The sequence below is a fragment of the Mycobacterium sp. NGS26 genome (assembly GCF_059813025.1).
Genome location: NZ_JCALDU010000004.1, coordinates 357,244 through 383,558 on the forward strand (window position 1 = coordinate 357,244; position 26,315 = coordinate 383,558).

General features: G+C 68.1%; 25 protein-coding genes. 15 read left to right on the plus strand and 10 right to left on the minus strand.

From position 1 onward, the window contains the following. The gene (locus tag AC5Y6X_RS16065; RefSeq protein ID WP_499987480.1) at nucleotides 1–1,377 is read left to right on the plus strand and encodes an LAGLIDADG family homing endonuclease; all 1,377 of its coding nucleotides are present in this window, start codon (nucleotides 1–3) and stop codon (nucleotides 1,375–1,377) included. Between the two features lie 109 nt (nucleotides 1,378–1,486). On the opposite strand, the gene dnaB is transcribed toward AC5Y6X_RS16065, so the two are convergent. From dnaB to AC5Y6X_RS16110, 9 genes are all read right to left on the minus strand, one after another. Beyond that, nucleotides 1,487–2,863 (minus strand): replicative DNA helicase, encoded by a 1,377-nt coding sequence (dnaB, locus tag AC5Y6X_RS16070; RefSeq protein ID WP_324675667.1) that lies wholly within the window; start codon nucleotides 2,861–2,863, stop codon nucleotides 1,487–1,489. A gap of 532 nt (nucleotides 2,864–3,395) precedes the next feature. Further along, entirely contained in the window at nucleotides 3,396–3,854 is a 459-nt protein-coding gene (gene rplI, locus AC5Y6X_RS16075) for a 50S ribosomal protein L9 (protein WP_499987482.1), read from the minus strand. Nucleotides 3,855–3,882: 28 nt separating this feature from the next. Beyond that, nucleotides 3,883–4,137, minus strand: coding sequence for a 30S ribosomal protein S18 (gene rpsR, locus AC5Y6X_RS16080; RefSeq protein WP_324675670.1), 255 nt, complete (start codon nucleotides 4,135–4,137; stop codon nucleotides 3,883–3,885). 39 nt (nucleotides 4,138–4,176) lie between these two features. Further along, the gene (locus tag AC5Y6X_RS16085; RefSeq protein WP_499987484.1) at nucleotides 4,177–4,701 is read right to left on the minus strand and encodes a single-stranded DNA-binding protein; all 525 of its coding nucleotides are present in this window, start codon (nucleotides 4,699–4,701) and stop codon (nucleotides 4,177–4,179) included. A gap of 108 nt (nucleotides 4,702–4,809) precedes the next feature. Next, a complete protein-coding gene (gene rpsF / locus AC5Y6X_RS16090; RefSeq protein ID WP_067007424.1) occupies nucleotides 4,810–5,100 on the minus strand; it encodes a 30S ribosomal protein S6 in 291 nt (96 codons plus the stop codon). A gap of 129 nt (nucleotides 5,101–5,229) precedes the next feature. After that, nucleotides 5,230–5,871, minus strand: a complete 642-nt coding sequence (locus AC5Y6X_RS16095) for a DJ-1/PfpI family protein (RefSeq protein WP_499987485.1) — start codon at nucleotides 5,869–5,871, stop codon at nucleotides 5,230–5,232. Continuing rightward, nucleotides 5,868–7,526 carry a glycosyltransferase family 87 protein gene (locus AC5Y6X_RS16100; protein WP_499987487.1) on the minus strand — a complete coding sequence of 553 codons (1,659 nt, stop codon included), beginning with the start codon at nucleotides 7,524–7,526 and terminating at the stop codon, nucleotides 5,868–5,870. The genes AC5Y6X_RS16095 and AC5Y6X_RS16100 overlap by 4 nt, the downstream gene beginning before the upstream one ends. Next, on the minus strand, nucleotides 7,523–10,153 hold the full coding sequence (locus AC5Y6X_RS16105; RefSeq protein WP_499987488.1) for a transglycosylase domain-containing protein: 2,631 nt from the start codon (nucleotides 10,151–10,153) through the stop codon (nucleotides 7,523–7,525). The genes AC5Y6X_RS16100 and AC5Y6X_RS16105 overlap by 4 nt, the downstream gene beginning before the upstream one ends. Beyond that, on the minus strand, nucleotides 10,146–10,571 hold the full coding sequence (locus tag AC5Y6X_RS16110; protein ID WP_324675676.1) for a DUF5318 family protein: 426 nt from the start codon (nucleotides 10,569–10,571) through the stop codon (nucleotides 10,146–10,148). Before AC5Y6X_RS16110 ends, AC5Y6X_RS16105 begins: the two co-directional genes overlap by 8 nt. A 125-nt stretch (nucleotides 10,572–10,696) precedes the next feature. Between AC5Y6X_RS16110 and AC5Y6X_RS16115 the strand changes: the two genes are divergently transcribed. From AC5Y6X_RS16115 to AC5Y6X_RS16170, 12 genes are all read left to right on the plus strand, one after another. Next, nucleotides 10,697–11,575: a DUF1707 SHOCT-like domain-containing protein gene (locus tag AC5Y6X_RS16115; RefSeq protein WP_499987489.1), complete on the plus strand. Its 879-nt coding sequence runs from the start codon at nucleotides 10,697–10,699 to the stop codon at nucleotides 11,573–11,575. Nucleotides 11,576–11,685: 110 nt separating this feature from the next. Then, on the plus strand, nucleotides 11,686–12,228 hold the full coding sequence (locus AC5Y6X_RS16120) for a PadR family transcriptional regulator (RefSeq protein WP_324675680.1): 543 nt from the start codon (nucleotides 11,686–11,688) through the stop codon (nucleotides 12,226–12,228). Between the two features lie 78 nt (nucleotides 12,229–12,306). After that, complete coding sequence (locus AC5Y6X_RS16125) at nucleotides 12,307–13,410, plus strand: inositol-3-phosphate synthase (RefSeq protein ID WP_324675682.1); 1,104 nt, start codon at nucleotides 12,307–12,309, stop codon at nucleotides 13,408–13,410. A gap of 67 nt (nucleotides 13,411–13,477) precedes the next feature. After that, nucleotides 13,478–14,605, plus strand: a complete 1,128-nt coding sequence (locus tag AC5Y6X_RS16130) for an LLM class flavin-dependent oxidoreductase (RefSeq protein WP_499987492.1) — start codon at nucleotides 13,478–13,480, stop codon at nucleotides 14,603–14,605. Beyond that, nucleotides 14,602–15,771 carry a sulfotransferase family protein gene (locus AC5Y6X_RS16135; protein ID WP_499987493.1) on the plus strand — a complete coding sequence of 390 codons (1,170 nt, stop codon included), beginning with the start codon at nucleotides 14,602–14,604 and terminating at the stop codon, nucleotides 15,769–15,771. Before AC5Y6X_RS16130 ends, AC5Y6X_RS16135 begins: the two co-directional genes overlap by 4 nt. Nucleotide 15,772: 1 nt before the next feature. Next, a complete protein-coding gene (locus tag AC5Y6X_RS16140; protein WP_499987495.1) occupies nucleotides 15,773–16,576 on the plus strand; it encodes a sugar phosphate isomerase/epimerase family protein in 804 nt (267 codons plus the stop codon). A gap of 2 nt (nucleotides 16,577–16,578) precedes the next feature. Next, entirely contained in the window at nucleotides 16,579–17,787 is a 1,209-nt protein-coding gene (locus tag AC5Y6X_RS16145) for a DUF1214 domain-containing protein (RefSeq protein WP_499987497.1), read from the plus strand. A gap of 26 nt (nucleotides 17,788–17,813) precedes the next feature. After that, on the plus strand, nucleotides 17,814–18,716 hold the full coding sequence (locus tag AC5Y6X_RS16150; RefSeq protein WP_499987498.1) for an Rv0045c family esterase: 903 nt from the start codon (nucleotides 17,814–17,816) through the stop codon (nucleotides 18,714–18,716). A gap of 15 nt (nucleotides 18,717–18,731) precedes the next feature. Then, complete coding sequence (locus AC5Y6X_RS16155) at nucleotides 18,732–19,544, plus strand: LLM class F420-dependent oxidoreductase (protein ID WP_499987500.1); 813 nt, start codon at nucleotides 18,732–18,734, stop codon at nucleotides 19,542–19,544. 96 nt (nucleotides 19,545–19,640) lie between these two features. Continuing rightward, nucleotides 19,641–20,372: a GntR family transcriptional regulator gene (locus AC5Y6X_RS16160; protein WP_499987502.1), complete on the plus strand. Its 732-nt coding sequence runs from the start codon at nucleotides 19,641–19,643 to the stop codon at nucleotides 20,370–20,372. Between the two features lie 123 nt (nucleotides 20,373–20,495). Further along, nucleotides 20,496–20,996: a MarR family winged helix-turn-helix transcriptional regulator gene (locus AC5Y6X_RS16165; protein WP_499987504.1), complete on the plus strand. Its 501-nt coding sequence runs from the start codon at nucleotides 20,496–20,498 to the stop codon at nucleotides 20,994–20,996. Between the two features lie 48 nt (nucleotides 20,997–21,044). Then, nucleotides 21,045–21,716, plus strand: a complete 672-nt coding sequence (locus AC5Y6X_RS16170) for an SDR family oxidoreductase (protein WP_499987506.1) — start codon at nucleotides 21,045–21,047, stop codon at nucleotides 21,714–21,716. Between the two features lie 6 nt (nucleotides 21,717–21,722). Here AC5Y6X_RS16170 and leuS read toward each other — a convergent pair whose 3' ends face one another. Then, on the minus strand, nucleotides 21,723–24,635 hold the full coding sequence (leuS, locus tag AC5Y6X_RS16175) for a leucine--tRNA ligase (protein ID WP_499987508.1): 2,913 nt from the start codon (nucleotides 24,633–24,635) through the stop codon (nucleotides 21,723–21,725). A gap of 187 nt (nucleotides 24,636–24,822) precedes the next feature. Between leuS and AC5Y6X_RS16180 the strand changes: the two genes are divergently transcribed. Together AC5Y6X_RS16180 and AC5Y6X_RS16185 are read left to right on the plus strand one after the other, a co-directional pair. Next, complete coding sequence (locus tag AC5Y6X_RS16180; RefSeq protein WP_499987510.1) at nucleotides 24,823–25,902, plus strand: LpqN/LpqT family lipoprotein; 1,080 nt, start codon at nucleotides 24,823–24,825, stop codon at nucleotides 25,900–25,902. Between the two features lie 69 nt (nucleotides 25,903–25,971). Further along, entirely contained in the window at nucleotides 25,972–26,313 is a 342-nt protein-coding gene (locus AC5Y6X_RS16185) for a hypothetical protein (RefSeq protein ID WP_499987511.1), read from the plus strand. Nucleotides 26,314–26,315: the final 2 nt, after the last annotated feature.

Sequence of the window (26,315 nt, forward strand, 5' to 3'; positions counted from 1 at the left end):
ATGACAGAGCGTGATGATGCGGGTTCGGCTAGTGAACTAGTTGCCCGAACGGATTGGTCGGTCAGACAGGGCTACGGGAACCCCGCAGGCGTGGCGAAGCCGTCACAGACACGGGTGGCGCGGGCAGACACCGGATTCGAAGTCTCGCTGGACGAATTGATGCGTACTGGTGTGAGTCCCCTCCTGTGGTCAGTCGACGAGAGAATGCGCCTCGTCAGGCGACGTGCCACGGGGCGCGTTCTGACTCGCAGTCAAGAGGTGTTCCGGCTGAGCCTGGCATCCGGACGTCAACTCGTGCTGACATCTGGGCAACATGTCCTGAAGGTGGATGGCTGGACGCCTCTGGTAGAGCTGCATGCTGATTCCAGGATTGCTGTGCTCCGCCGACTCGGCGAACCGGTGCAAGCGAATCGGATGCATGACTCAGAGGTAATCCTCTTGGCGCACATGATTGGTGACGGCTCCTGCGTCAAGCGGCAGCCGATTCGTTATGCATCTGTCGATGAGGCCAACCTCGTGGCGGTGACCATCGCGGCCGCACATTTCGGCGTGACACCTATCCGCGACGAGTACGCGGCGGCGCGTGTGACGACATTGCGGTTGCCTGCTCCTTTTCGTTTGACGCACGGCAAGCGCAACCCGATCGCGGAATGGCTGGATAATCTCGGCCTCTTTGGTCTGCGTAGCTATGACAAGTTCGTTCCGCCCGAGGTGTTCTCGCTTCCCGACGAGCAAGTGGCCCTGTTCTTGCGGCACCTATGGGCCACGGACGGTTCGGTGCGCTGGGACGCGAAGACGCAGCAGGGGCGGGTGTACTACGCCTCGACAAGCCGGCGCCTAATCGACGACGTGATGCTCCTACTTCTTCGGATGGGGGTGCAGAGCAAGATTACGCGTACGACGAAGGCGGGCTATCGCGATTGCTGGTTCCTCACCATTGACCGAGCCGCCAACCAGATCGCCTTCCTTACGAAGGTAGGCGTGCACGGGGAGCGCGACATCAAGGCCAAGGAGGTTGTCGAGAAGCTGGCTGGACGCACGCGTCGGCCAGGTACGGATACCATCCCGCTCGAGATCTGGGTACGGGTTAAAACGATTCTGGCGCGACAGAACTGGTCCGAAATGGACTTCGCGCGCGCGACCAACACCAGATTTGACGGTCCCCGGATGTGGACCCACGCGCCAGGCCGCGCCAGGCTGCATCGGATATCCGTCATTCTGGACGATCCCGCGTTGCACGACCTTGCGACGAATGACATCTATTGGGATAGCGTCGTTGACATCGCGAGCTTGGGCAACCGTGATGCGTACAGCATCGCTGATGCCGGGGGCAGTCCTGTCGTGGTTCAGGGCGTGGTGGTGCGATTCAAGTTTTGATTTCAGCGCAGCTTTCGGGCACGTGGAGGATTCGGCTAGACCTTGAGTAGTAACGCTTGCGGGACAACGCACTTTCGTAAACCTTCGCGGCCTCGCGACAATAATTGCCTCATCTCGCCATGTTGGCGAAGCGTGAAAGATGCAACTGATGCGCGACAGTGACCGTCTTGGTCGGACCGTTACGGTGTTTGGCCAAAATTAAGTCCGCCTCTCCCCCGCGTGGGTCGTCGCGATCGAAAGCATCTGGCCGGTGCAGCAGGATCACAACGTCGCTATCCTGTTCTAAGGAACCCGATTCGCGAAGGTCGGAAAGCATCGGCTTCTTGTCGGTGCGCTGCTCGGGACCACGGTTGAGCTGGCTGATCGCGACCACCGGAACCTCGAGTTCCTTAGCTAAAAGCTTGAGATGCCTTGAGAATTCGGACACTTCCACTTGACGCGACTCGAACTTTTTGCCTGATGTCATCAGCTGCATGTAGTCGACGACGATCAGCCTCAGGTCGGCCTTCTGCCGTAGCCGGCGCGCCTTGGCACGGATCTCCATCATGGTGAGGTTGGGCGAATCATCGATATACAGTGGGGCCTCGCTGATTTCGCTCATCCGTCGTGCCAGCCGCGTCCAGTCGTCGTCGTTCATCCGGCCCGAACGCATATCGGAGAGCTTGATTTTCGCCTCCGCCGAGAGCAGCCGCATCACGATTTCGGACTTGCTCATCTCCAGCGAGAAGATGACGCTGGCCATGCGGTGCTTGATCGAACACGAGCGCAAAAAATCTAGTCCCAGTGTCGACTTCCCCACTCCAGGTCGGGCCGCCACGATGATCATCTGCCCGGGATGCAGACCATTGGTCACATCATCGAGTTCGTTAAATCCGGTCGGCACGCCGCGTGAGACGCCGCCGCTGGAGGCGATGGCGTCGATCTCGTCCATCGTCGGCTGCAGCAGGTCCTCGAGCGGAACGAAGTCCTCGGAGAGCCGGCGGTCGGCGACGTCGTAGATCTCGGCCTGCGCGCGGTCCACCACCTCGGCGACGTCGGCGCCCTCGGCGCCCGCGTAGCCGTACTGCACCACCCGCGTGCCGGCCTCCACAAGGCGGCGCAGCAGCGCCTTCTCGGCCACGATGCCCGCGTAGTAGCCGGCGTTGGCGGCGGTCGGCACGGTCGAGATCAGCGTGTGCAGATATGGCGCGCCGCCGATGCGGCGGAGCAACCCGCGGCGATCTAGCTCGGCGGCGACGGTCACGGCGTCGGCCGGCTCCCCACGGCCGTAGAGGTCGAGGATCGCGTCGTAGACGTTCTGGTGCGCCGGCCGGTAGAAGTCGCCGGGCCGCAGCCGTTCCAGCACATCGGCGATGGCGTCCTTGCTGAGCAGCATCCCGCCCAGCACCGACTGCTCCGCGGCCAGGTCCTGCGGCGGCTGACGGCCATAATCCTCGCTCGGGGGCGAGGCGCCCATGCCGGACGTTAGGTCATCGACGACCGCCATGGCTCTCACCTCCCTCCGACAAGGCTAGCCGAACATACATTCGACACCCGACATTCAAGAGCGTAAGTCGGGGCACCGACACCCCGCGCTCGAGCGCCGGTATGGCCGGCGCCGGGACGACGGTAGGCGTTGCTGGCGAGTACTTAAAGGGGGTGCTGTTCATAACGCTGTGCATCGTGTGTGCATATCCGTCGGCACCTGTGTTGAGCGGGGTGTGGAGAACCTGTGGATTATTCCTCGACGTCCTGACATAGCTGCAGATAAGCGCAGTACAACACCGCGCAATTGGTGTGGACAAGAATCTCTTCGGCGTGTCGCGACAGGTTACCGAGTCGGGCGTGTTGGCTTTCGGCCGTATTTTCGCAACGTTAAGCCCCGGTTACGGCGACCCCTCTGGAGCGGCCCCAAAAAAGTTCGCCAGACACGGGCTGAGCGATCGTCAAAAACGGGCGCACAGCGCCCCCATAGCGCCTAGGATTCTGCGGCCGCCGGATGCGGCGCCCGGCGGGCGAGTTGGGCGAACGCCGCGGGGTTAGCTCTCCGCGACGACCTCGAGCGCGAGCTCGACATCGACCTCGGGGTGCAGGTGCACCGACACCGGGTGGGTGCCGACGGCTTTGATGTGCGTCTTGGGCAGCCGGACGATTCTCTTGTCGAGGTTTGGCCCGCCGGCCTTCTTGATGGCCGCGACGACGTCACCACTGGTCACCGAGCCGAACAACTTGCCCGAATCGGCGGCGGTCTTCACCGGCAGCGAAACCGGTCCCAGCGCCTCGATCGCCGTCTTGATTTCGTTGGCGTGCTCGAGGTCGCGCACCGTCTTGGTCTCGCGGGCGCGGCGAATCTCGTCGGCCTGCTTCTGCGCGCCGCGCGAGGCGACGATCGCCAGGCCGCGCGGGAGCAGGAAGTTGCGGCCGTACCCGTCCTTGACCTCGACGGTGTCGCCGACGGTGCCGAGGTGCTCGACATCGGCGGTCAGAATCAGCTTCATCGTTTGCGTACTTTCGGTTGAGCCTGGGCTATCGCGCCGAGGAGGTGAACGGCAGCAGGGCCACCTCGCGGGCGTTCTTCACCGCGAGCGCGATGTCGCGCTGGTGCTGCACACAGTTGCCGGTGACACGACGCGCCCGGATCTTGCCGCGCTCGCTGATGTAGGTGCGCAGCAGCGTGGTGTCCTTGTAGTCGATCACCTGCTCCTTCTTCGCGCAGAAGACGCACTTGCGCGCCTTGACCGGCTTTTCCGGAGCCGGCCGCCGCTTGTTGGACTTGGCCATGTCTGTCTTTCTTTCCGTTTACCGATTGAAGTTTCTTGGTCAGAAGGGGGGTTCGTCGTCGCCGCCGCCGAACGAGCCCGAAGCCGGGGCGCTGCCCCACGGGTCGTCCCCGCTGCCGCCGCTCGGTTGGGCCGCCGGCGGTGCCTGACGGGATCCGCCCCCGCCACCACCGCCGAAGCCGCCGCCCCCGGCGCCGCTGCGGCTGGCCTTGTTGACCTTGGCCGTGGCGTAGCGCAGCGAGGGACCGATCTCGTCGACCTCGACCTCGACCACGGTGCGCTTCTCGCCCTCGCGGGTCTCGAAGGAACGCTGCTTGAGACGCCCGGTCACGATCACCCGCGCCCCGCGGGTGAGGCTCTCCGCGACGTTCTCGGCCGCCTCGCGCCAGATGTTGCACCGCAAGAACAGCGCCTCGCCGTCCTTCCATTCCCCGCTTTGGCGGTCGTAGATCCGGGGCGTGGACGCGACGGTGAAGTTCGCCACCGCGGCGCCCGACGGCGTGAACCGCAGTTCGGGGTCAGCGGTCAGGTTTCCGACAACCGTGATAGTGGTGTCACCAGCCACAATTTCCTCCTGGATCCGCCTGGGGACGAGTGATGGTCATGAGCGTGTTCCTCGCTGAGCCTACGCAAACGCGCCGACAGCGGGCAGCCAGCGCCGCCGTTGCTGCCGTCAGTGCTTGTCGGTGCGCATCACCTTGGTGCGCAACACGGACTCGTTGAGGCTCAGCTGCCGGTCGAGCTCGGACACCGTCGCGGGCTCGGCCTTCAGGTCGACGACGACGTAGATGCCCTCGGCGTGCTTGGCGATCTCGTAGGCCAGCCGGCGCTTGCCCCAGATGTCGACCTTCTCGACGGTTCCGCCGTCCTTGCGGACGACGTTGAGGAACGTCTCCAACGACGGAGCGACGGTGCGTTCGTCGAGTGTGGGGTCAAGAATGACCATGATTTCGTATGGACGCATGGAAACCTCACCACCTCCTCTGGTCTCAAGCGGCCACGGTCGATCCGTGGCAGGAGGGTCGCCTGCGTCGGCAACCGCATCAGGGTACCGGACGGCCGGCCCGCGCCGATAATCCGGGCGCGGCGCCGGCTATCGGCGCGCCCGCAGGTAGTCGTTGGCCCTGGCCACCGTCGCGTCGTCGGCCTTGGCCAGCGCACCCGAATCGAACGGCGGTTGCGGGTCGTATTCGATGAGCAGTTGCACCGCCTCCGCGGCCCGGCGGTCGACGAGCAGCTCGACCAGCCGCAGCGCCATGTCGACGCCGCTGGACACCCCCGCGGAGGTGATGATCCGCTGCGGCAGATGCTCGACGACTCGTTCGGGCACATAGCGCGCACCCAACTCGTTGAGCAGGTCCGCGGCCCGCCAATGCGTTGTCGCGGTCAGCCCGTCGAGCAGGCCGGCCGCGGCGAGCAACAGCGCCCCGGTGCACACCGAGGTGGTGAACGCGGTGTTCGGGTGCACCGATTGCAGCCACGCGCGGATGGTGTCGTCGTGAATCAGCGGGCGGGTTTCGATACCGCCCGGGAACACCACCACGTCGGGTGCGCCGACTTCGTCGAACGTGGCGTCGCACGCCATGCCCAGCATCCCGTTTTCGGTACGCACCTCGCCACGGCGGTGCCCGACGAACACCACCTCGATCGATGGAATGCGTTGCAGCACTTCGTAAGGCCCGACGGCGTCCAGGGCGGTGAACCCCGGGAAGAGCGGGATGGCGACCTGCGTCATGATCGTCCTCCGGCGGTCGCGGTTTCTAATTCGGCGCCGGTCTCGGGCGCCGGCGCGGTCGACCGTTTCGGGCCGGCGGGGCGCAGCCACTGCGGCAACCAACCGGGCGGGGCGTCGGGTGCACGGTCGAACGGCCCGCCCGCGGGATCGTCGATCCGCCCGCGCCAGCGCACCAGATCCTCGTCCGGGCGATAGATCTGCCGGATCACCAACGCGCACAGCGCCACCACCGCGATGTCGCGCAGCAACACCGTCGTGGTGAAGAACTGCTGGGGCAGCGCCCTATTCGGGTTACCGTACAGGTAATACATGCGCGGCACCCATACCACCGCGTCGATCGTCATCCACGCCAGCAGTATTCGGCGGTGCGGCAGGGCCAGCACCGCCAGCGGCACCAACCACAGCGAGAACTGCGGGCTCCACACCTTGTTGGTCAACAGGAATGCCGCCACGATCAGGAACACCACCTGTGCCACCCGGGGCCGCTGCGGAGCAGTGAACACGATGTAAGCTATTGCCGCGCAACATATTACGAACGACACCACGACCACCGTGTTCAGCACCGTGGGCGGCTGCCAGAAGCCCAGCTTGGGATCGAAACCGTGCCAGCTGGTGAACGATTTGACGACATTGTACAGCGAGTCCATGTCGTCACCGCGGCGGGTGTTGAGCCGGAAAAACTCCGACCACCCCCGCGGAAACAGCACCAGCACAGGCAGATTCACCGCCAGCCAGGTCGCCGCGGTGGCGCCCGCGGTGCGGGCCAGGGCGCCGAGGCGCCCGGTCCGGATGCCCAGCACCAGCATCGGCCCCAGGAACAGCAGCGGATACAGCTTGGCCGCGGCGCCCAGTCCGATCAGCAGGCCGGCGAGCACCGGCTTGCGCCGCGCCCACGCCAGCAGCCCGGCCATCGCGAATGCCGTTGCCAGCGCGTCGAAGTTGGTGAAGATCTGAAAGATCAGGATCGGCGATGCCGCCACCAGCGCCGCGTCCCACACCCGGCGCCCGGACAAGCCGGCGGTCGCCCACACGGTCGCCAGCCACGCCAGCGCCAGCCCGAACGCCGCGACGTCGAAGAAGACCACCACCTCGGCGACGACCGGAAGGGGCGCGATCTTGCTCAGCGCGGTGTAGGTCTTGGCCACGGCCATCGACGCGTACTGATAGACGCCGGTCAGCACCGGATATTCCATGTACCGCACCGCGGGCTTGCCGTCGTATTGGGTCTGCGGTGCGCCGCTGGCGTCGTTTTCGACCCAGCTCGACTTGTACGGAAACTTGCCCTGGCTCAACAGCTCCGCGCCGTAGAGCGGCACGGTGTCGGAGTAGCACAGCTCGTAATAGGCGCGCTGGTTGTCCCAGTTGGCGACCCGCTGATCACCCGTCCCACTGCCGGTGCTCTGCAGGCAGGCCGCCTTCGTCGACCAGCCGAGCGCCAGGAACACCAGCCCGATCAGAAACATCACCCGCAGCGGGGTCATCAGCCGGGCCCGGCCGATCAGCGCGTGCCGGCCCACCGGCCCGCCGATCGCGTCGGCCAGCGCGGCACCCAGAAAGTCGGTGCGGCTGGGGCAATCGCGGTTGTCGGCGCTGCGCAGGTCCGCGGCCAGGGGTCGCGGCGAGATGGGGGCGCGCTGCTGCTGGGTGCTCGTCACGGCGGCGGTTGGCCGAACGGTGGCGGCTGACCGAACGGTGGCGGCGGGCCACCCGGCGGCGGGGCCTGGGGGCCACCAGGCGGGACACCGAACGGCGGCCCGCCGCCCGGCGCCTGCGGTGGCGGCGGCCCCATCGTGATCGTCGTGGGCGGGCCGACCGGGATGGTGATGCCCGGCGCCACCTCGATGGTGGGCTGGATGACTTGCTCGGACGGCGGCGGGGGCGGAGGGGGCGGCGCGGCGGGCACCCCCGCGTAGCCGCCGATCTCGCTCGGCTTGGGGAAGTTCTCGTTCGGCGTGCCCTTCAGCGCGCCGTCCATCGTCGCCTTCCAGATGTCCGACGGCAGGCCCGAGCCGTAAACCTCTGCGCCCGAGGAGGTTACCAGCGGCACGTTGTCCTGGACGGTTCCCACCCACACGGCCGTCGACAGCGACGGCGTGTATCCGACCATCCAGGCGTCCTTGTTGGCCTTGGTGTCGCCCAGCTGCACCGTGCCGGTCTTGGCGGCCGACGGGCGTCCGCCGGCCAGGGCGTGGCCGCGAGAGTAGGCGGCGATGGGCTGCATCGCCGCGGTGACGTTGTCCGCGACGCCCTTGTCGATGCGCTGCTCGCCGTTGTTGTCCGAGCCGGCGGCGTCGAACAGGACCTGGCCGTCGGCGTTGACGACCTTTTGCACCAGGTGCGGCCGGTGGTACACCCCGGACGCGGCCAGCGTGGCATACGCCGACGCCATGTCGATCGGCCGGGTTTGGTACTGCCCCAACACGATTCCGTTGTTGGGTGGCCCGCCCTTGCCGTCCTCGGACAGCGTGTGCTCGACGCCGGGGAAGCTCTTCGCGATGCCGGCCTGATGCGCGGCGTCCGCGACGGCCTGCGGCCCGTTCTTGAGTTTGAGCATCAGCCGGTAGTAGGCGGTGTTCAGCGAGAGCTTGAGCGCCTCGGCGATGTTGCAGGTTCCGCAGCTCTCGCCGTCGACGTTGGTGATCTTGATTCCGTCGACCGTCAGTGGCGAGCTGTCCACCTGGTAGCCCAGCCCGATGCCCTGCTGCAGCGCGGCGACAAGGGCGAACACCTTGAACGACGATCCGGTCTGCAGGCCGGCCTGGGCGAAGTCGAAACCGTTGGCATCGGAGCCGCCGTAGTAGGCGCGGATCGCGCCGTTGTGCGGGTCGATGGACACCGCGGCCGAGCGCATGTCGGGGTCCTGGCCGTCGAGGTACTTCGATATCGCCTTCTCCGCCGCCTGCTGGGCCTTCGGGTCGATGGTCGTGGTGACCTGCAGCCCCTGGGTGTTCAGGGTCTGCTCGTCGATGTTGAACAGCTCCATCAGCTCCTTGGTCACCTGACGCTCGATCAGGCCGTTGGGGCCGGTGGTCTGGTTCTGCGCGCGGGCCTGATCGGGCGGCACGGTCGGCGGAAACACCTGCGCCGCACGGTCACTGGGCGACAGCGCCTTGGTTTCCACCATGCCGTCGAGCACCCAGTTCCAGCGGGCCGCCGCGCCCTTGGGATCGACGGCCGGGTCCAAAGTGGACGGCCGCCGGATCAGCGCCGCCAGGAGCGCGCCCTCGGAGACGGTGAGCTGCTCGACGGGCTTGTTGAAGTAGGCCTTGGCGGCGGCCGAGATGCCGTAGGCGCCGCGGCCGAAGTAGATGATGTTCAGGTAGGCCTGCAGCACATCGTCTTTGGACCACTCCCCCGACATCTTGGTGGCGATGACCAACTCCTTGGCCTTGCGCAGCAGCCCACTGAATCCATGTTGCGCGGAGCCGACGAGGGCGTTCTTCACGTACTGCTGGGTGATCGTCGACCCGCCCTGCAGGTCGCCGCCGCCGAAGAGGTTGTTGTTGACCGCCCGCGCGAATCCGCTGAATGAGAAGCCCGGGTTGGAATAGAAGTTGCGGTCCTCCGCGGCGATCACGGCCTGGCGCACGTGCACGGGCACCTGGTTGATGTTGACGTCGACCCGATTGCCTTCCGGGGGAATGATTTTGGCGATCTCCGAGCCGTCGCTGGCCAGGATCGTCGAGACCTGGTTGGTGCGGATGTTGCCCGGTTTGGGAATGTCGACGATGAAGTACGCCATGGTGAACGTCACGATCGGCAACAGCACCAGCACCGCCGCGGTGAGGTAGGCCGCCCGTCGCACCCAGCGCCAATTGATCTGGTCTATCCAGCTCCAGTCCAGCCTCGGCCCGGGTGCCCGAGGGCCGGGCCCGATCGGCTCGTCGGGTCCGCCCGGCCGTCGCGGCGGGGGTGGCGGCCCGGCCGGCGGCCGTGGCCCGGACGCCGGGCGTTCACGCCGCGGACGGGTATCGAGCGCGGCCTTGACCTCGTCGATCGCGTCTCGCTGCAGGGGTTTCGAGGCGGGGGCGTCCAGCGCGGCCTTCACCTCTTCGAGGGGGTCACGCCGCCGGAACGGCCGGTCGTCGGCGACGGGCGGCAGGATCGTCGTCATCCGGTCGTCGGGCGGAAGCGGACGACGCGGGCGCGGCCCCGGACGCGCGCCGTCGCCCGGCCGGTCGGGGTGGTCCGGCGGGTCGGTGCTTGCATGCTTGCCCACGCGCTCAGTCGCTGGCCCGCCCGGGTCGTTGGACGACTGGTCGTGGCGCCCTTCGTTATTCAATGGCCGTGCGGGCGCCGTCGCGCGCGGTCCGGGTGCCGCGCGTCCCCTTTGGCGGGCGTGCCGCGCCGAGCACATACGACTTGACCAGGTGGTTCCAGCTGCAGGTGCGGCACACCTCCACCACGTGGACCGCGAACTCCTCGTAGCGCGTTGCCAGCATGACCAACTCTTCGGCGGTGCGCGCCGAGCCCGACACCGCGCCCAGGTGCTCGCCGAACACCCACGACACCAGGGTGAGTTGTTCCTTGCGGCAGATCGGGCACATCACCTGGCTGGGTTTCCCGTGAAACTTCGCGGCGCGCAGCAGATAGGGGTTCGCGTCACACACCTCCGACACACCGGTGCGGCCCGAGTACACCTCGGCCAGCACCGCGCGCCGCCGAAGCGCGTACTCCACCACCTGTCGCTGCAGTCGCACGCAGACCAGAGTACGTCGCCATCCCGGCCGCCGATATGCAACCGAGGCGGTCGCGCTGGCCGAGCCGCCGTAATCGCTCGTCACATTCGGTGCCGAACTCGATTCGGGCTCCTACGATCATGGCCGTGGCGAAATGGCTCGGGGCACCCCTCGGCGGGACGACGTCGGCGACCCGCGCCAAGGACAGCGACCGGCAGGACACCTGCGCGATCCTCGACAACGCCCTGAGCGACGGCGAGTTGTCCGGCGAAGAGCACCGGGAGCGGGTCAGCGCCGCGACCAACGCCGTCACGCTGGGTGAGCTGCGGGCGCTGGTGGCCGACCTGCAGGTCGACAGCGCGCCGGTGCAGCTCCGCGTCCCCAAGTCGCCGCCGCAATTCGGCGGGTGGGGCATCCTTGCCGCCGCGTTCGTCGTGTCGGTGCTGCTGGGCGTCGGCATCGGATGGGGCCTGTACGGCAGCACCGGCTCGCCGCTGGACGTCGGCAAGGGCCGCGAGGATCCGGGAGCCAAGCCCGACGGAATCGGCGCGGTGGTGTTGACCCCTCCCACGCAGCTGCATTCGCTGGGCGGGCTGACCGGCCTGATGGAGCAAACCCGCAAGAGGTTCGGGGACACCATCGGTTTCCGGATGGTGGTCTACCCGACGTACGCGATACTCGATCGCCCCGACCCCTCCGACAGCCGCCGGATGCTGTCCTACGACTACCGCGGCGGCTGGAGCGACCCGACCAGCTCCGCCAAGAGCTCCGCCGACGGCGCCGTCGCCGTCGACCTGAGCAAGTTCGACATCGCGGCGGCCGTCGGAGTCATGCGCGGCGCCCCGCAGACCCTGCACATGAAGCAGTCCGACGTCCAGACCATGTACCTGATCATCGAGCCCGGCACCGACCCCACGGCGCCCGGGGCGCTGTCGCTGTCGCTGTATGTCTCGTCCGATTACGGCGGGGGCTCGATCGTCTTCGCCGGCGACGGAACGCCCAAGCGGCTGAATTTGCCCACGTAGCGGCCCAATGCCGCACCAACATCGGGTGGTGTTGAGGCAAATATATCGAGACGATACGATGACGCGAGGCGTCGGACCGTCGTAACCAGCCAAGCAAGGGAGGTGAGTCGATGCTGGAGCTCGCCATCCTGGGTCTCCTGATCGAGTCGCCCATGCACGGTTACGAGTTGCGGAAACGGCTGACCGGCCTACTCGGCGCGTTCCGTGCGTTCTCGTACGGTTCGCTGTACCCGGCGCTGCGGCGCATGCAGGCCGACGGGTTGATCGCCGAGGACGCCGCCCCGGCCGGCACGCCGGTCCGGCGGGCACGGCGGGTCTACCAACTGACCGACGCTGGGCGTCGGCGCTTCAGCGAGTTGGTGGCCGACACCGGCCCGCACAACTACACCGACGACGGCTTCGGGGTGCACCTGGCGTTCTTCAATCGCACCCCGGCAGAGGCGCGGATGCGCATTCTGGAAGGCCGCCGCCGGCAGGTTGAGGAACGCCGAGAAGGTCTGCGCGAGGCCGTGGCGCGGGCCAGCAGCTCGTTCGATCGCTACACCCGCCAGCTTCATCAACTCGGGCTCGAGTCCAGCGAGCGCGAGGTCAAGTGGCTCAACGAGCTGATCGCCGCGGAGCGGGCCATGCCCGGCCTGTCCGAGCAGATGTAACCCCTTGCACGAATCCGCACGAAACCAACAAGTCACCGAGCATCCGAGGCAAACGTAATGAGGTTAGGAGAACGCCCTATGAGTGAGCACCAGCCCGTAGGGGCGCCGGAGGCGCACACCGAGGTACGAGTCGCCATTGTCGGCGTCGGAAACTGCGCGTCCTCACTGGTCCAGGGCGTCGAGTACTACCAGAACGCCGACGAGACAGCGTCGGTGCCGGGCCTCATGCACGTGCGGTTCGGTCCCTACCACGTGCGCGACGTCAAGTTCGTCGCGGCATTCGACGTGGACGCCAAGAAGGTGGGCTTCGACCTGTCCGAGGCGATCTTCGCGTCGGAGAACAACACGATCAAGATCGCCGACGTACCGCCGACCAACGTCACGGTGCAGCGCGGCCCGACGCTCGACGGGATCGGCAAGTACTACGCCGACACCATCGAGGTCTCCGACGCCGAGGCGGTCGACGTGGTCAAGGTCCTCAAGGAGAACAACGTCGACGTGCTGGTGTCCTACCTGCCGGTCGGCTCCGAGGACGCCGACAAGTTCTACGCCCAGTGCGCCATCGACGCCGGCGCGGCGTTCGTCAACGCGCTGCCGGTGTTCATCGCCTCGGACCCGGTGTGGGCCAAGAAGTTCGCCGACGCCGGCGTCCCGATCGTCGGCGACGACATCAAGAGCCAGATCGGCGCCACCATCACCCACCGCGTGATGGCCAAGCTGTTCGAGGACCGCGGCGTGCAGCTGGACCGCACCATGCAGCTCAACGTCGGCGGCAACATGGACTTCCTCAACATGCTCGAGCGTGAGCGGCTGGAGTCGAAGAAGATCTCCAAGACCCAGGCCGTCACCAGCAACCTGCAGCGCGAGTTCAAGACCAAGGACGTGCACATCGGCCCGTCCGACCACGTCGGCTGGCTCGATGACCGCAAGTGGGCCTACGTGCGGCTGGAGGGCCGCGCCTTCGGCGACGTGCCGCTGAACCTGGAGTACAAGCTCGAGGTGTGGGACTCGCCGAACTCGGCGGGCGTGATCATCGACGCGGTGCGGGCGGCCAAGATCGCCAAGGACCGCGGCATCGGCGGACCGGTGATCCCGGCCTCGGCGTACCTGATGAAGAGCCCGCCGCGGCAGCTGCCCGACGACGTCGCGCGCGCCCAGCTCGAGGAGTTCATCGTCGGCTAGGGCCGGCTGCCTCTCGTGGCGGATTTCGTCGACACGGCGCTGGGCGGGTGCTTAGCATCATCTCTCGATGAGAGTTCAGCCCGCCGCGTTCCTGCGCACGACGCTTCCGCTCGACCTGTCCCGGCTGTCGGAGCTGGACGGTGGCCGCTACCACTCGATCTGGCTGCCGGATCACATGGTCAGCTTCTGGCCCGACGCGCTCTGGACTCCCGAGTTCACCGACCTCGCCGCCGCGTCGCCGTCGCCGCACCGCCACCTGGACGGGCTGGCTGTGGCGGCGGCGGCCGCGGTCCTGACCGAAAACGTGCCGCTGGTCAGCGCCGTCGTCGACACCGTGCGCCGCCATCCCGCCATGCTGGCGCAGACGGCGCTCACCATCGACCATCTCGCCAAGGGCCGTTTCGTCCTCGGCCTGGGCAGCGGCGAGAGCGAGAACACGCTGCCCTACGGCTTCGACTTCTCCCGGCCGGTGAGCCGCTTCGAGGAGGCGCTGACGGTGATCCGCCTGCTCTGGGACAGCGACGGCCCCGTCGATTTCGACGGGCGGTTCTACTCGCTGCGGCACGCCCGATTGGACACCGAACCGTACGGCGGTGAGCCGCCGCGGATCTGGATCGGCGCCAGCGGCCCGCGGATGCTCGACATCGCGGGACGCCACGCCGACGGGTGGTGGCCGGCGGGCGCCTGGACCCCGGAGCACTACGCCGACATGCTGACCGCGGTCAGGGCATCTGCCGAACGCGCCGGCCGCGATCCGATGGCGATCACGCCGTGCTACATCCAGGTGTGCCTGATCGGCGAGGACGAGGACGCCCTGGCCGAGATCGTGCAGGCGCCCCTCGTCAAGGCGTTCCTGCTGCAGGTATCGGCAGAAACGTTGCGCGGCTTCGGGTTTGAGCACCCGATGGGCGAGGGCTGGCGCGGATTCCAGGACATCGACCCGGCGCTGCTCACCCGCGAACGCATCATCGCGTTCCTGCGGCGGGTGCGGCCGGAAATGCTGCTCGCCGTCGTGCCGCACGGCACGCCGCGACAGGTTGCCAAGATCATCAAGACGTATGTGGACGCGGGCCTGCGGGTGCCCAAAATCCTCGACTACGGCGCCATGGCGGGCCGCAAGCACGCCGAGTCCTCGGCCGCCAACGTTCGCGCGGCCGAGGACCAACTGCTGGCGCTGTGCGGGGACCCGTCGTGAGCGAACACCTGGACGCCGCCGAGCTGCTGAGCGCCGCGGAGGCCGAAACCGGGTTGCGCGACTACGGCGACCCCACCTTGCCCGAGCGCTTCGCCGTCGCCGTCGACCACCTGAACGGCCTCGGCCTGGACGCCGACGGCAGGCGGCAAGCGGCGCGGGTGTGCCGGTGGCTGCTCACATCGCGTCTCGAGTTCATCGAGGACCGCAGCCGGTACCCGATCGGCGACGAGGTGATCCAGGCCCCGATGTTCGTCACCGGCGAACCACGTTCGGGCACAACGCTCATGCACGCGCTGATGTCCGTCGATCCGCACGCGCGGGCGCTGCGGTTCTGGGAGGTGATGTATCCCTCGCCGCCGCCGGGCATCGCCACCGCCGACGACGACCGGCGCGACCGGGCCGATGCGGACTGGCGCGAGATCAACGCCAAGATGCCCAAATGGCTGCACAGCCACCCCTACAACGACATGCTCGGCGACGGCCTGCCCGAGGACGAACGCACCTGGGCCTTCGATTTCCGGGTCATGACGCCGACGGCGTGGTGGCGGGTGCCGATGCAGTCGCTGGTCGGCGGCCTGCCCACCGACCCGGCCGCACAGTACCGGTTGCACAAGGCGATGCTGCAACAGCTGCAGTACAAGCGGCCGCGAAAGTACTGGGTCCTGAAGGGTTTTCACGGTTTCCGGCTCAAGGAGCTGTTCGAGACGTACCCCGACGCGTTCATGGTCTGGTTGCACCGGGACCCGGTCCAGGTCGCCGCGTCGCGCACCATGATGATGGCCGACATCGCCGACGGCATGATCGGCCCCGTCGATCTGCACGCCGAGGCCAAGAAGCATCTCGAGATGACCCGCGCCAGCATCGCCAACACGATGAGCAATCCGCTGGTCGACGATCCGCGCATCCTGCACGTTCGCTACGCCGACTTCATCGCCGATCCGGTCGCCACCGTGCGGCGCTACTACGCGTTTTGCGGGCGGGAGCTGACGGCCGAAGCCGAGTCGGCCATGCGGGCCTACCTGGCCGACAACCGCCCGGACCGATACGGCAAGTTCACCTACTCCACCCGGCTGCTCGTCGACATCGGCGAAGACATCGACGCGCTGCACGCCGAATTCCAGCCGTTCCGTGAACGATTCGGCGTCGAGATCGAGAAGCGGGCCTGACGTGACGGCGGTCGACCAACGCCTGTCCGTGCACAGCGTCACCTTTCACGGCGCGTCACTGGCCGAGCTGCAGCAATACTGGGCCGCGCTCGGGGTGTCCCGGCTGAGCATCCTGGACAGCCAGCTGCTCGATCCCGAATTTCCAACGCTGTTGCGGCGCAACGACTACACGGTCGAAGCCGTGTACCACCTCTTTGCGGGCGGCTCACTGTCCGCCGACCCGCGCGCCGCGCGGGAAGCGCTGTGCGCGGTGATCGACGCCGCGGCCGGGGTGGGCGCGCGCACCGTCTACCTGCTCACCGGTGGTCGCGGCGCGCTCACCTGGAAACAGGCGGCCGACCGGTTCTGCGCGATGGTCGGCCCCTGCGTGCAGCGCGCCGACCGCGCCGGGGTCGCGCTGGCGATCGAAAACGCCTCCAGCCTGTACGCCGACATCCATCTCGCCCACACGCTGCGCGACACCATCACGCTTGCCGAGATGGGCGGGCTTTCCATCTGCATCGACCTGTTTCACTGCTGGGCGGAGGGCGATTTCGAGGCCACCGTGGCGCGCGCCCTGCCACGGACCGCGCTCGTCCAGCTCAGCGACTACGTGCTGGGCGACCGCGCGCTGCCGGGAAGGGCGGTCCCCGGCGACGGCACGATCCCGATCGAGGCGTTCGTGGCCCAGGCCCTCGAGGGCGGCTACACCCACGGCTTCGACCTGGAGCTCATCGGCCCCCGGATCGAGAACGAGGGCCGGCTCGAATCCGCCCGGCGCGCATGCGATTTCGTGACCGCGATGCTCGACCGGCTGGGAGCGTGACGATGGCATTCGGCGACGGGCCCGACGACGCGGAACTGCGGTCCGCGTGGACCGCGTTCTGCGAACGGCTGCAACGCGCCGGCGAGCAGGCCTTCAAGGACGCCAACGCCACCTCGGGCGCGCAGCGCGCCGACGCCTTCCGCTTTCTCACCCAAAACCTGGGCCAGGCCTTCGATTTGGCGCTCGAGACCCGCGACACCCGCTACCCGGTGCTGCACACCTTCTGCGGCCCCACCCGCAAACTCGGCGGCGACTGCGCCGACTTCACCTACCAGCAGGCGTGGATCGACGGGCGCTCGACCTACCGGCTCACCGGCAGCCGGGGCACCTCACGGTTTTTCAACGTGACCGTCCAGGGCCCGCGCCGTCCCGGGCCGGGCGTGCTGCACGAACCGTTCGGTGACACACCGGAGGCCAACCTGCACGGCCATCAACTCGTCGTCGGCGGCGACGGGCAATTCGAGCTCTACATCGGCGGGCCCGAACGCGGCCCGAACTGGTTGCCCACCACCGGCGGCTCGCGCAAGGTGTTCATCCGCCAGGGGTTCGACCGATGGGACGAGACGCCGGCGCGGATGCGGATCGAGCGGATCGACATGGCCTCCCCCAAGCCGCCGCCGACGCCCGCCGCGATGGTTGAGGCGATGGGCTGGGCCGGCGACTTCGTCACCGGCCTGATGTCCGATTGGCCGGAGTTCCCCTTCACCCACGGCGGCGTCGACGCCGAGCACCCCAACACCTTCCCCCGGGTGGACGCCACCGGCGCGGACGCCAAGCGCGGCCGCGCCGCCGCCAACATGTACTGGGAGCTCGGACCCGACGAGGCGCTGATCGTCGAATTCGACGCCCACGACGGGCTGTGGATGCTGACGAACATGGGCGTCTTCTTCAACAGCATGGACTACCTCTACCGCCCGGTGAGCTACACGCCGAGCCGCACGAAAACCGACCGCGACGGCCGGGTGCGTCTGGTCATGGCGCACCGCGATCCGGGCGTGCACAACTGGCTGGACACCCAGGGCTTCGAGCGCGGCAACCTCACCTACCGGCACATGCTCGAGGGCCGGCCCGCCGTGCTGGACACCCGCACCGTCAAGTACGACGAGCTGCTGCGCATCCTTCCCGCGGACACCGCCAGGGTGACCGCGGCGGAACGCACCGCGGCGATGTGGGAGCGGTTCCGCGCGATTCGCCGGCGCTACGTCCTCTGAAGCGTGTCCTCTAGTGTCTGTAGATCGTGACCGAGATCTCCGAGGACGAACTGGCGGGGCTGTCCGAGTTCTCGCTGCTGCCCGAGAACGCCGAGCAGGCGGGTGTTTCGGGCCCGTTGCCGGCAGTCGAGCGCGTCGACGCGGGCGCCGTCAGCGCGCTGCGCTGGGGCGCCACCGCACCGCGGGTGGTCTTCCTGCACGGCGGCGGGCAGAACGCGCACACCTGGGACACCGTCGTCGTCGGCATCGGCCAGCCCGCGCTGGCGGTCGACCTGCCCGGCCACGGGCATTCCGCCTGGCGTGAGGACGGCGACTACTCACCGCGGCACAACGCCGACGCCCTGGCGCCGGTGCTGCGCGAGCACGCCCCGTCGGCCGAACTCGTGGTCGGCATGTCGCTGGGCGGGTTGACCGCGATACGGCTCGCCGCGATCGCCCCCGAGCTGGTGCCCGAGCTGGTCCTCATCGACGTCACCCCGTCCGCGCTGCAGCGGCACTCGGAGCTGACCAAGGAGCAGCAGGGCACGGTGTCGCTGATGCACGGGGAGCGCGAGTTCCCCAGCTTCCAGGCCATGCTGGACCTCACGATCGCCGCGGCCCCGCACCGCGAGGTGAAGGCCCTGCGCCGCGGCGTCTTCCACAACTCCCGCCGGCTCGACAACGGCAAGTGGACGTGGCGCTACGACGCCATCCGCACCTTCCCCGACTTCACCGGCCTGTGGGAGGACGTCGACGCGCTGGCGGCGCCCATCACGCTGGTGCGCGGCGGTTCGTCGGGCTTCGTCACCGACGAGGATGCCGACGAACTCGCCAGGCGCGCAACGAATTTCCGCACCGCGCACATCGTCGAAAATTCCGGCCACTCCGTCCAAAGCGATCAGCCCCGCGCGCTGATCGACATCCTGCGCGGGGTGCTCGACGGGCGCTGAGCCTACGGTGGTCCTATGACTGTGCAACGGCCCATTCGAATCGGTGTGCAGCTGCAGCCGCAGCACGCGCCGTATTACCGCAACATCCGCGACGCCGTTCGCCGTTGCGAAGACATCGGCGTCGACATCGCATTCACCTGGGATCACTTCTTTCCCCTCTACGGCGATCCCGACGGGCCGCACTTCGAATGCTGGACGGTCCTGGCGGCGTGGGCCGAGCAGACGTCGCGCATCGAGATCGGCGCGTTGGTGACGTGCAACTCCTACCGCAATCCCGAGCTGCTGGCCGACATGGCCCGCACCGTCGACCACATTTCCGACGGCCGGCTGATCCTCGGCATCGGATCGGGCTGGAAGAAAAAGGACTACGACGAATACGGCTACGAGTTCGGCACCGCGGGCAGCCGTCTCGACGACCTGGCGGCCGCGTTCCCCCGGATCAAGTCGCGGCTGGCCAAGCTCAACCCGGCACCCACCCGCGACATCCCGGTGCTGATCGGCGGCAAGGGCCCGCGCAAGACCCTGCGGCTGGTCGCCGAGTACGGCGACATCTGGCACGGCTTCACCACCGTCGACACCTACCCGGCCGCGGCAGCCGTGCTGGAGGAGCATTGCGCGGCCGTCGGACGCGACCCGGCCGCCATCGAACGGTCGGCCGGCGTGGAGGACAACAGCGGTGTCCGCCGCGGCGAGGGCCTCGACGGGCTGATCGCCAACGCCGAGGGCCTCACCGCCCTGGGCGTGACGCTGCTGACGGTCGGCGTCAACGGCCCGGACTACGACCTGAGTGCCGCCGAGGCGCTGTGCCGGTGGCGCGACCGGCGCTAGTCGGTTTCGCCGGCAATTCATCGGCGAAACATCGCAACGCGGGCGCCAAGTCGTGAGAAACTTCCTCCGCTGATTGCCTCGTGGGAAAAGAGACCGATGCCGAAGAAATACGGGGTCAAAGAAAAAGATCAGGTTGTCAACCACATCCTCAACCTGATATTGACCGGGAAGCTGCGCAGCGGTGACCGCGTCGACCGCAACGAGATCGCGGTGGGCCTGGGAGTGAGTCGCGTCCCCATTCAAGAGGCGCTCGTGCAACTCGAACACGACGGCATCGTTTCCACCCGCTATCACCGGGGCGCGTTCGTCGAGCGGTTCGACGAGGCCACCGTCCTCGAGCACCACGAACTCGACGGCCTGCTGAACGGCATCGCGTCGGCGCGAGCGGCCACCAACCCGACGCCGCGGATCCTGGGCCAACTCGACGCGCTGCTGCGATCGCTGCGCACCGCAAAGGACGCGCGGGCCTTTTCCGAATTCGCCGCGGAATACCGGCGCACCATCAACGACGAGTACGCGGGCCCGCGGTTGCACGCCACCATCCGCGCCTCGCAAAACCTCATCCCGCGGGTGTTCTGGATGACCTACCAGGACAGCCGCGACGGCATGCTGCCGTTCTACGAGGACGAAACCTCCGCCATCCACCGGCGTGACTCGGAAGCCGCGCGGGCCGCGTGCGTCGGCCGTTCCTACGTGATGGCCCAGACCATGCTGTCCGAGCTGTTCCGGCGAAGGGTGTTCACCCCGGCCGAAACCGTTGTTCCGGGGCCTCTTCGGGCGCTGGCCGGCGCCGAACCGGCGAGCGCCGAGCCGTCCATCATGCTCTGAACGCACCCGCCGACATTATGAATGACGGCAAAGTTTCCTTTCCGACGTGACTTTGATGCGGGCTAAACAAAGTCGCCAATAGCCATCTTGTCCGCACCCGATATCCGGTTAGACTGCCAAACTATGGCGGACACTTCCACCGCGCCCGAGGTGACGGAGCTTGCGGAAGGGTTACACCGTGCGCTGTCCAAACTCATTTCCATCCTGCGCCGCGGGGACCCCAGTGGCGTGGTGGCCGGCGACCTGACGCTGGCACAGCTCTCCATCCTGATCACGCTGCTCGAACAGGGACCCATCCGGATGACCGACCTGGCCGCACACGAGCGGGTGCGCACCCCCACCACGACCGTGGCGATCCGTCGGCTGGAGAAGATCGGGCTGGTGAAGCGCTCGCGCGACCCGTCGGACCTGCGCGCCGTGCTGGTCGACATCACCCCGCGCGGGCGGGCCGTTCATGCCGAGTCCCTGGCCAACCGGCACGCCGCCCTGGCGGCGATGCTCAGCCAGCTCGACGAATCCGACCTGAACACCCTGGCGAAGGCGCTGGCGCCGCTGGAGCGGCTGGCCTTCGGCGAAGCGGTGCACGACGGGGAAGGCGAATCGTCGGCACGCAAGCGGGCGTGAAAAGGGCTGATTCCCAACATCATTGGCGATGCCCGTAAGCTGGGTCGCATGCCAACTGCTCTGATCACCGGGGCCGGCGGCGGCATCGGTTCCGCCATCGCCGCCGCGCTGGCGCCCACGCACGCCCTGCTGCTGGCCGGTCGCCCGTCCGACCGGCTGGACGCCGTCGCGGCCCGGCTCGACGCCACAACGTTTCCGCTCGACCTGACCGATGGCGACGCCATCGGGTCCAGCTGCGAGGTCGTGGACGCGCTCGACGTGCTGGTGCACAACGCCGGCGTTTCCATCCCCGGCCATGTCGCCGAGTCGAGCGTCGACGAGTGGCGCGCCACCTTCGCCGTGAATGTCTTTGGGGCCGTGGCTCTTACACTGGCGCTGCTGCCCTCGCTGCGCAGCGCCCGCGGTCAGGTTGTGTTCGTCAACTCCGGGTCGGGCCGCAAGGTGTCGTCGGGCATGGCGTCCTATTCGGCCAGCAAGTTCGCGCTGCGCGCGTTCGCCGACTCGCTGCGCGACGACGAGCCGGAGCTGCGGGTGACGACGATATATCCGGGCCGCACCGACACCGGCATGCAGCGCGAGCTCGTCGCGTTCGAAGGCGGCGAGTACGACCCCGCCGACTTCCTGCGGCCCGAGACCGTGGCGGCCGTGGTGGCCAACGTGGTCGCCACCCCGCCCGACGGCCACGTCCACGAGGTGGTGATCCGGCCGGGCCGGCGATAGGCCTTGCTAGACGACGAGATTGATCAGCCGGCCGGGCACCACGATCACCTTGCGCGGGGTGGCACCCGCCAGGAACGCCTGCACCTTTTCGTCGGCCAGCGCCGCGGCCTCCAGGACGTCCTCGCCGGCGTCGGGCGCCACCACCACCCGCCCGCGCACCTTGCCGTTGACCTGCACGGGGTATTCGACGCTCTCCTCGACGAGATAGGCGGGGTCGGCCGCCGGAAACGGGCCGTGCGCCAGCGAGGTGGTGTGGCCCAACCGCAGCCACAGCTCCTCGGCCATGTGCGGGGCCAGCGGCGCCAACATCAGCACCAGCGGCTCCACCGCCGCGCGGGGCACCGCGTCGCGGTGCTCCTTGGTGAGGTGGTTGGTGTACTCGATCAGCTTGGCCACCGCGGTGTTATTACGCAGTGCCGCATAGTCTTCCGTCACCCCCGCGATGGTGCGGTGCAGGGCCCGCAGCGTCTCGGTGTCCAGCTCCCGCGGGCCGGCGTCGCCGACCACCCGGGTCTCGCCGGTGTCCTCGTCGACCACCAGCCGCCACACCCGCTGCAGGAAACGGTAGGCACCGACGACGTCCTTGGTGGCCCAGGGTCGCGACGCCTCCAGCGGTCCCATCGACATCTCGTACACCCGCAGGGTGTCCGCGCCGTACTCGTCGCAGATCTCGTCGGGCGATATCGAGTTCTTCAGGCTCTTACCGATTTTCCCGAATTCCTGAAAAACTTCGATTTCGCCGTCGGGCCCCGAATAGACAAAGCGGCCGTCGCGCTCGATCACCTGCTCCGCCGGCACATACGACCCGCGGGCGTCGGTGTAGGCGAACGCCTGGATGTAGCCCTGGTTGATCAGCCGGCGGTAGGGCTCCCGGGAGCTGACCTGACCCAGGTCGTAGAGCACCTTGTGCCAGAACCGGCAATACATCAGGTGCAGCACCGCGTGTTCGGCGCCGCCGACGTACAGGTCGACGCCGCCCGGGTCGTCGGGGCCGTGTTCGGCCGGCCGCGGCCCCATCCAGTACGCCTCGTTTTCCCTGGCGCAGAACCGTTCCGGGTTGTGCGGGTCGGTGTACCGCAGCTCATACCAGGAGCTGGCCGCCCACTGCGGCATCACGTTGGTGTCGCGGGTATAGGGCTTCAGGCCGTCGCCGAGGTCCAGTTCGACGTGCACCCAATCGGTGGCCTTGGCCAGCGGCGGCGACGGCTCGCTGTCGGCGTCGTCGGGGTCGAACGACACCGGCGAGTAGTCGGGCACGTCGGGCAGCTCGACCGGCAGCGCGGCCTCGTCGAGCGGATGCGGGCGCCCGTCGCTGTCGTAGACGATCGGGAACGGCTCACCCCAGTACCGTTGTCGTGCGAAAAGCCAGTCGTGCAACTTGAATTCGATGCGCGCACGGCCGCGGCCGTCGGCCTCCAGCCGCGCGATGATGGCCTCCTTCGCCGCCGCCACGTCCATTCCGTCGAGGTAGCCGGAGTTCACCAGCACGCCGTCGCCGGTGTAGGCCTCCTCCGAAATGTCGCCGCCGGCAATGACTTCCACGATCGGCAGGTGTAGCTCGCGGGCGAATTCCCAGTCGCGCTGGTCGTGGCCGGGGACCGCCATGATGGCCCCGGTGCCGTATCCGGCCAACACGTAGTCGGCGACGAAGATCGGCACGGGTTTTCCGTTGGCCGGGTTGGTGGCGTAGCTGCCCAGGAAGACGCCGGTCTTGTCCTTGCTCTCCTGGCGCTCGAGGTCCGACTTCGCCGCGATGGCGCGGCGGTACGCGGCGACGGCCTGGGCCGGGCCGGCGGCCCCGAACGTCCACGCCGGGTCCACCCCGTCGGGCCAGGCGGGCGCGACCAGCTCGTCGACCAGGTCGTGTTCCGGGGCCAGCACCAGGTAGGTGGCGCCGAACAGGGTGTCGGGCCGCGTGGTGAACACCTCGATGTCGGTGACCTCGCCATTCGTCTTGGTCGCGGAGAACAGCGCCTGGGCGCCGCGGGAGCGGCCGATCCAGTTGCGCTGCATCGTCTTGATCTTTTCCGGCCAGTCCAGCAGGTCGAGATCGTCGAGCAGCCGGTCGGCGTAGGCGGTGATGCGCATCATCCACTGCCGCAGGCGTTTCCGGAACACCGGGAAGTTGCCCCGGTCGCTGCGGCCCTCGGCGGTGACCTCCTCGTTGGCCAGCACCGTGCCCAGGCCCGGGCACCAATTGACCATCGCGTCGGACCGGTAGACCAGCCGGTGGCCGTCGATCACGTCGGCCCGCTCCCCCGCCGACAGCGCTGTCCAGTCCCGGCCGTCTTCGAGACGGCGTGCGCCGGAATCGAATTCGGCGATCAGCTCGGCGATCGGGCGCGCCTTGCCGGCCGCGGTGTCGAACCACGCGTTGTAGATCTGCAGGAAGATCCACTGGGTCCACTTGTAGAAGTCGACGTCGGTGGTCGCAAAGCTTCGCCGGCTGTCGTGGCCGAGGCCCAGCCGGCCGAGCTGACGCCGGAAGTTCACCACGTTGGCCTCGGTCCTGGCGCGCGGGTGGGTGCCGGTTTGCACGGCGTACTGCTCGGCGGGCAGCCCGAAGGCGTCAAACCCCAACGCGTGCAGCACATTATGGCCGGTCATGCGGAAGTATCGGGCGTAGACGTCGGTGGCGATGTAGCCCAGCGGGTGTCCGACGTGCAGTCCCTCGCCGGAGGGATAGGGGAACATGTCCTGCACGAACAGCTTGTCGTCGGGCACCGGGGACCCGTCGGCGGGGGCCAGCGAGCCGACCGGGTTGGGCACGTTGAACGTCCCCAGCCGCGCCCAGTTGTCCTGCCAGGTGCCTTCGATACGGTTCGCCAGCTCCGCGGTGTAGCGGTGTGGCGGCGCATCGGAGTCCGTCGGGGCACCGGCCGGGTTGCTGCCGGCCGCGGCGATCGGGGATTCGGTCACCTGAACAGGGTATAAGGGCGGGCGTCCCGCCCCCGTCGGCCACAGGTTGATCTCGGTTGCGTTGCGCACGGGTCAGAGGTTCATCCCAGGTGTGTTTCGGGCCTGTTCACCGCGTTTGACCACTGGTTACAGTCAGCCTCTGTACTAACGCCTGAGTCGTTGGGATGGACCTGGGAAGGACCGAGCCATGAGTCAGATCACCCCGAATTGTCGGGTCTTAGGGGGTCTGGTCGCCGGCCTGATCGGCGTCGCGGTTTTTTCGGGCGCCCAGGCCTCGGCGGAACCCTTGGTCCCGGCACCCCCACCCGCGCCCGCCGGTCCGGGTGTCGCTGCGCCGGCGCCCCAGAACGTCATCAGTCCCGGAGCGCTCAACGGGAACCGATTCACCGCCTCCCCGCCGTCGGCCAGCCCGGTCGTGCCGCCTTCGGTGACCCCGGCGGCCCCGCCCGCGGCCCCGGCGCCGACGGTGACCCCGGCGGGCTCCGGCACGATCCGCGAGTACCTGCAGGCAAAGGGCGTCAGGTTCGAGCCGCAAAAACCGCAGGGGTTCAAGGCGCTCGACATCACGTTGCCGGTGCCGCCGCGCTGGACGCAGGTGCCCGATCCCAATGTGCCCGACGCGTTCGCGGTGATCGCGGACCGGCAAGGCAACAGCGTTTACACATCGAACGCGCAGGTCGTGGTGTACAAGCTGGTCGGTGACTTCGATCCCAGGGACGCGATCACGCACGGCTACGTCGACAGCCAGAAACTGCTCGCCTGGCAGACCACCAACGCCTCGATGGCCGATTTCGGCGGCTTCCCGTCCTCGGTCATGGAGGGCACGTACCGTGACGGCGACATGCTGCTGAACACCTCGCGGCGCAACGTCATCGCCACGTCCGGCCACGACCGGTACCTGGTGTCGCTGTCGGTGACTACCGACCGCTCGCAGGCGGTCGCCGACGCCCCGGCCACCGACGCCATCATCAACGGGTTCCGGGTGACCGCGCCCGGGGCCGCGACGGCCGCGCCCGCACCGGCCCCGGTCAGCCCCCCGGCCGGGGTTCCGGCGCAGGCGCCGCAACACTCCCCCGTCGGGCTACCCGGGCAGACCCCCACCGGGGCGGCACCCGTCGGGCTTCCCGGGCAGGCGGCCGGTACCGCTCCCCTCGGGCTGCCCGGACAGGCGGCGGGGCAACCGCCCGCGGCGCAGCCGAGGCCAAACCTGTTGACCCTGGTGCCCGGGCTGCCGCCGCTGCCGAACTTCAGCTTCCTGCAGCGCTGATTCAGCGCCGACGCGCGCCCTGTGGAACCCGGCGCGCGGGTTGACGGCGGGACTCGTATTGTGATGCCCATGTTGATCGCGGGCGTGGTGTGCGTGTGCGCGGCGGTGGCCTCCGCCGGGTTCGGGACCTGGTCGCTGTCGCAAAGGGCCGTCGGCACCACGCAGCTGGCGCTGCGCGCGTTGGCGCCGACACAGTTGGCCGCCGCGATAATGCTGGCCGCCGGCGGCGCGGTGGCGCTGGCCGCGTCCCCACAAACCGCGCTGGTGGTGTTGATCGTCTGTGTCGCAGGCGCTTTCGGCACACTCGCCGCCGGGTCGTGGCAGAGCGCGCGCTTCGCGCTGCACCGGGAGGAAGCGGCCGCGTCCGGCTGCGCCGGCGACTGCGCCCTGTGCACGCAGTCCTGCCACTGAGC

Excerpts from the sequence above, each read along its gene's own strand:
- AC5Y6X_RS16185 (WP_499987511.1), top strand. The coding sequence starts at position 25,972 with ATGTTGATCGCGGGCGTGGTGTGCGTGTGCGCGGCGGTGGCCTCCGCC.
- rplI (WP_499987482.1), bottom strand. The coding sequence starts at position 3,854 with ATGAAGCTGATTCTGACCGCCGATGTCGAGCACCTCGGCACCGTCGGC.
- AC5Y6X_RS16065 (WP_499987480.1), top strand. The coding sequence starts at position 1 with ATGACAGAGCGTGATGATGCGGGTTCGGCTAGTGAACTAGTTGCCCGA.
- rpsR (WP_324675670.1), bottom strand. The coding sequence starts at position 4,137 with ATGGCCAAGTCCAACAAGCGGCGGCCGGCTCCGGAAAAGCCGGTCAAG.
- AC5Y6X_RS16165 (WP_499987504.1), top strand. The coding sequence starts at position 20,496 with ATGGCGGACACTTCCACCGCGCCCGAGGTGACGGAGCTTGCGGAAGGG.
- AC5Y6X_RS16145 (WP_499987497.1), top strand. The coding sequence starts at position 16,579 with ATGGCATTCGGCGACGGGCCCGACGACGCGGAACTGCGGTCCGCGTGG.
- AC5Y6X_RS16130 (WP_499987492.1), top strand. The coding sequence starts at position 13,478 with ATGAGAGTTCAGCCCGCCGCGTTCCTGCGCACGACGCTTCCGCTCGAC.
- AC5Y6X_RS16160 (WP_499987502.1), top strand. The coding sequence starts at position 19,641 with ATGCCGAAGAAATACGGGGTCAAAGAAAAAGATCAGGTTGTCAACCAC.
- AC5Y6X_RS16120 (WP_324675680.1), top strand. The coding sequence starts at position 11,686 with ATGCTGGAGCTCGCCATCCTGGGTCTCCTGATCGAGTCGCCCATGCAC.
- AC5Y6X_RS16155 (WP_499987500.1), top strand. The coding sequence starts at position 18,732 with ATGACTGTGCAACGGCCCATTCGAATCGGTGTGCAGCTGCAGCCGCAG.
- dnaB (WP_324675667.1), bottom strand. The coding sequence starts at position 2,863 with ATGGCGGTCGTCGATGACCTAACGTCCGGCATGGGCGCCTCGCCCCCG.
- AC5Y6X_RS16180 (WP_499987510.1), top strand. The coding sequence starts at position 24,823 with ATGAGTCAGATCACCCCGAATTGTCGGGTCTTAGGGGGTCTGGTCGCC.
- AC5Y6X_RS16125 (WP_324675682.1), top strand. The coding sequence starts at position 12,307 with ATGAGTGAGCACCAGCCCGTAGGGGCGCCGGAGGCGCACACCGAGGTA.
- AC5Y6X_RS16170 (WP_499987506.1), top strand. The coding sequence starts at position 21,045 with ATGCCAACTGCTCTGATCACCGGGGCCGGCGGCGGCATCGGTTCCGCC.
- rpsF (WP_067007424.1), bottom strand. The coding sequence starts at position 5,100 with ATGCGTCCATACGAAATCATGGTCATTCTTGACCCCACACTCGACGAA.
- AC5Y6X_RS16095 (WP_499987485.1), bottom strand. The coding sequence starts at position 5,871 with ATGACGCAGGTCGCCATCCCGCTCTTCCCGGGGTTCACCGCCCTGGAC.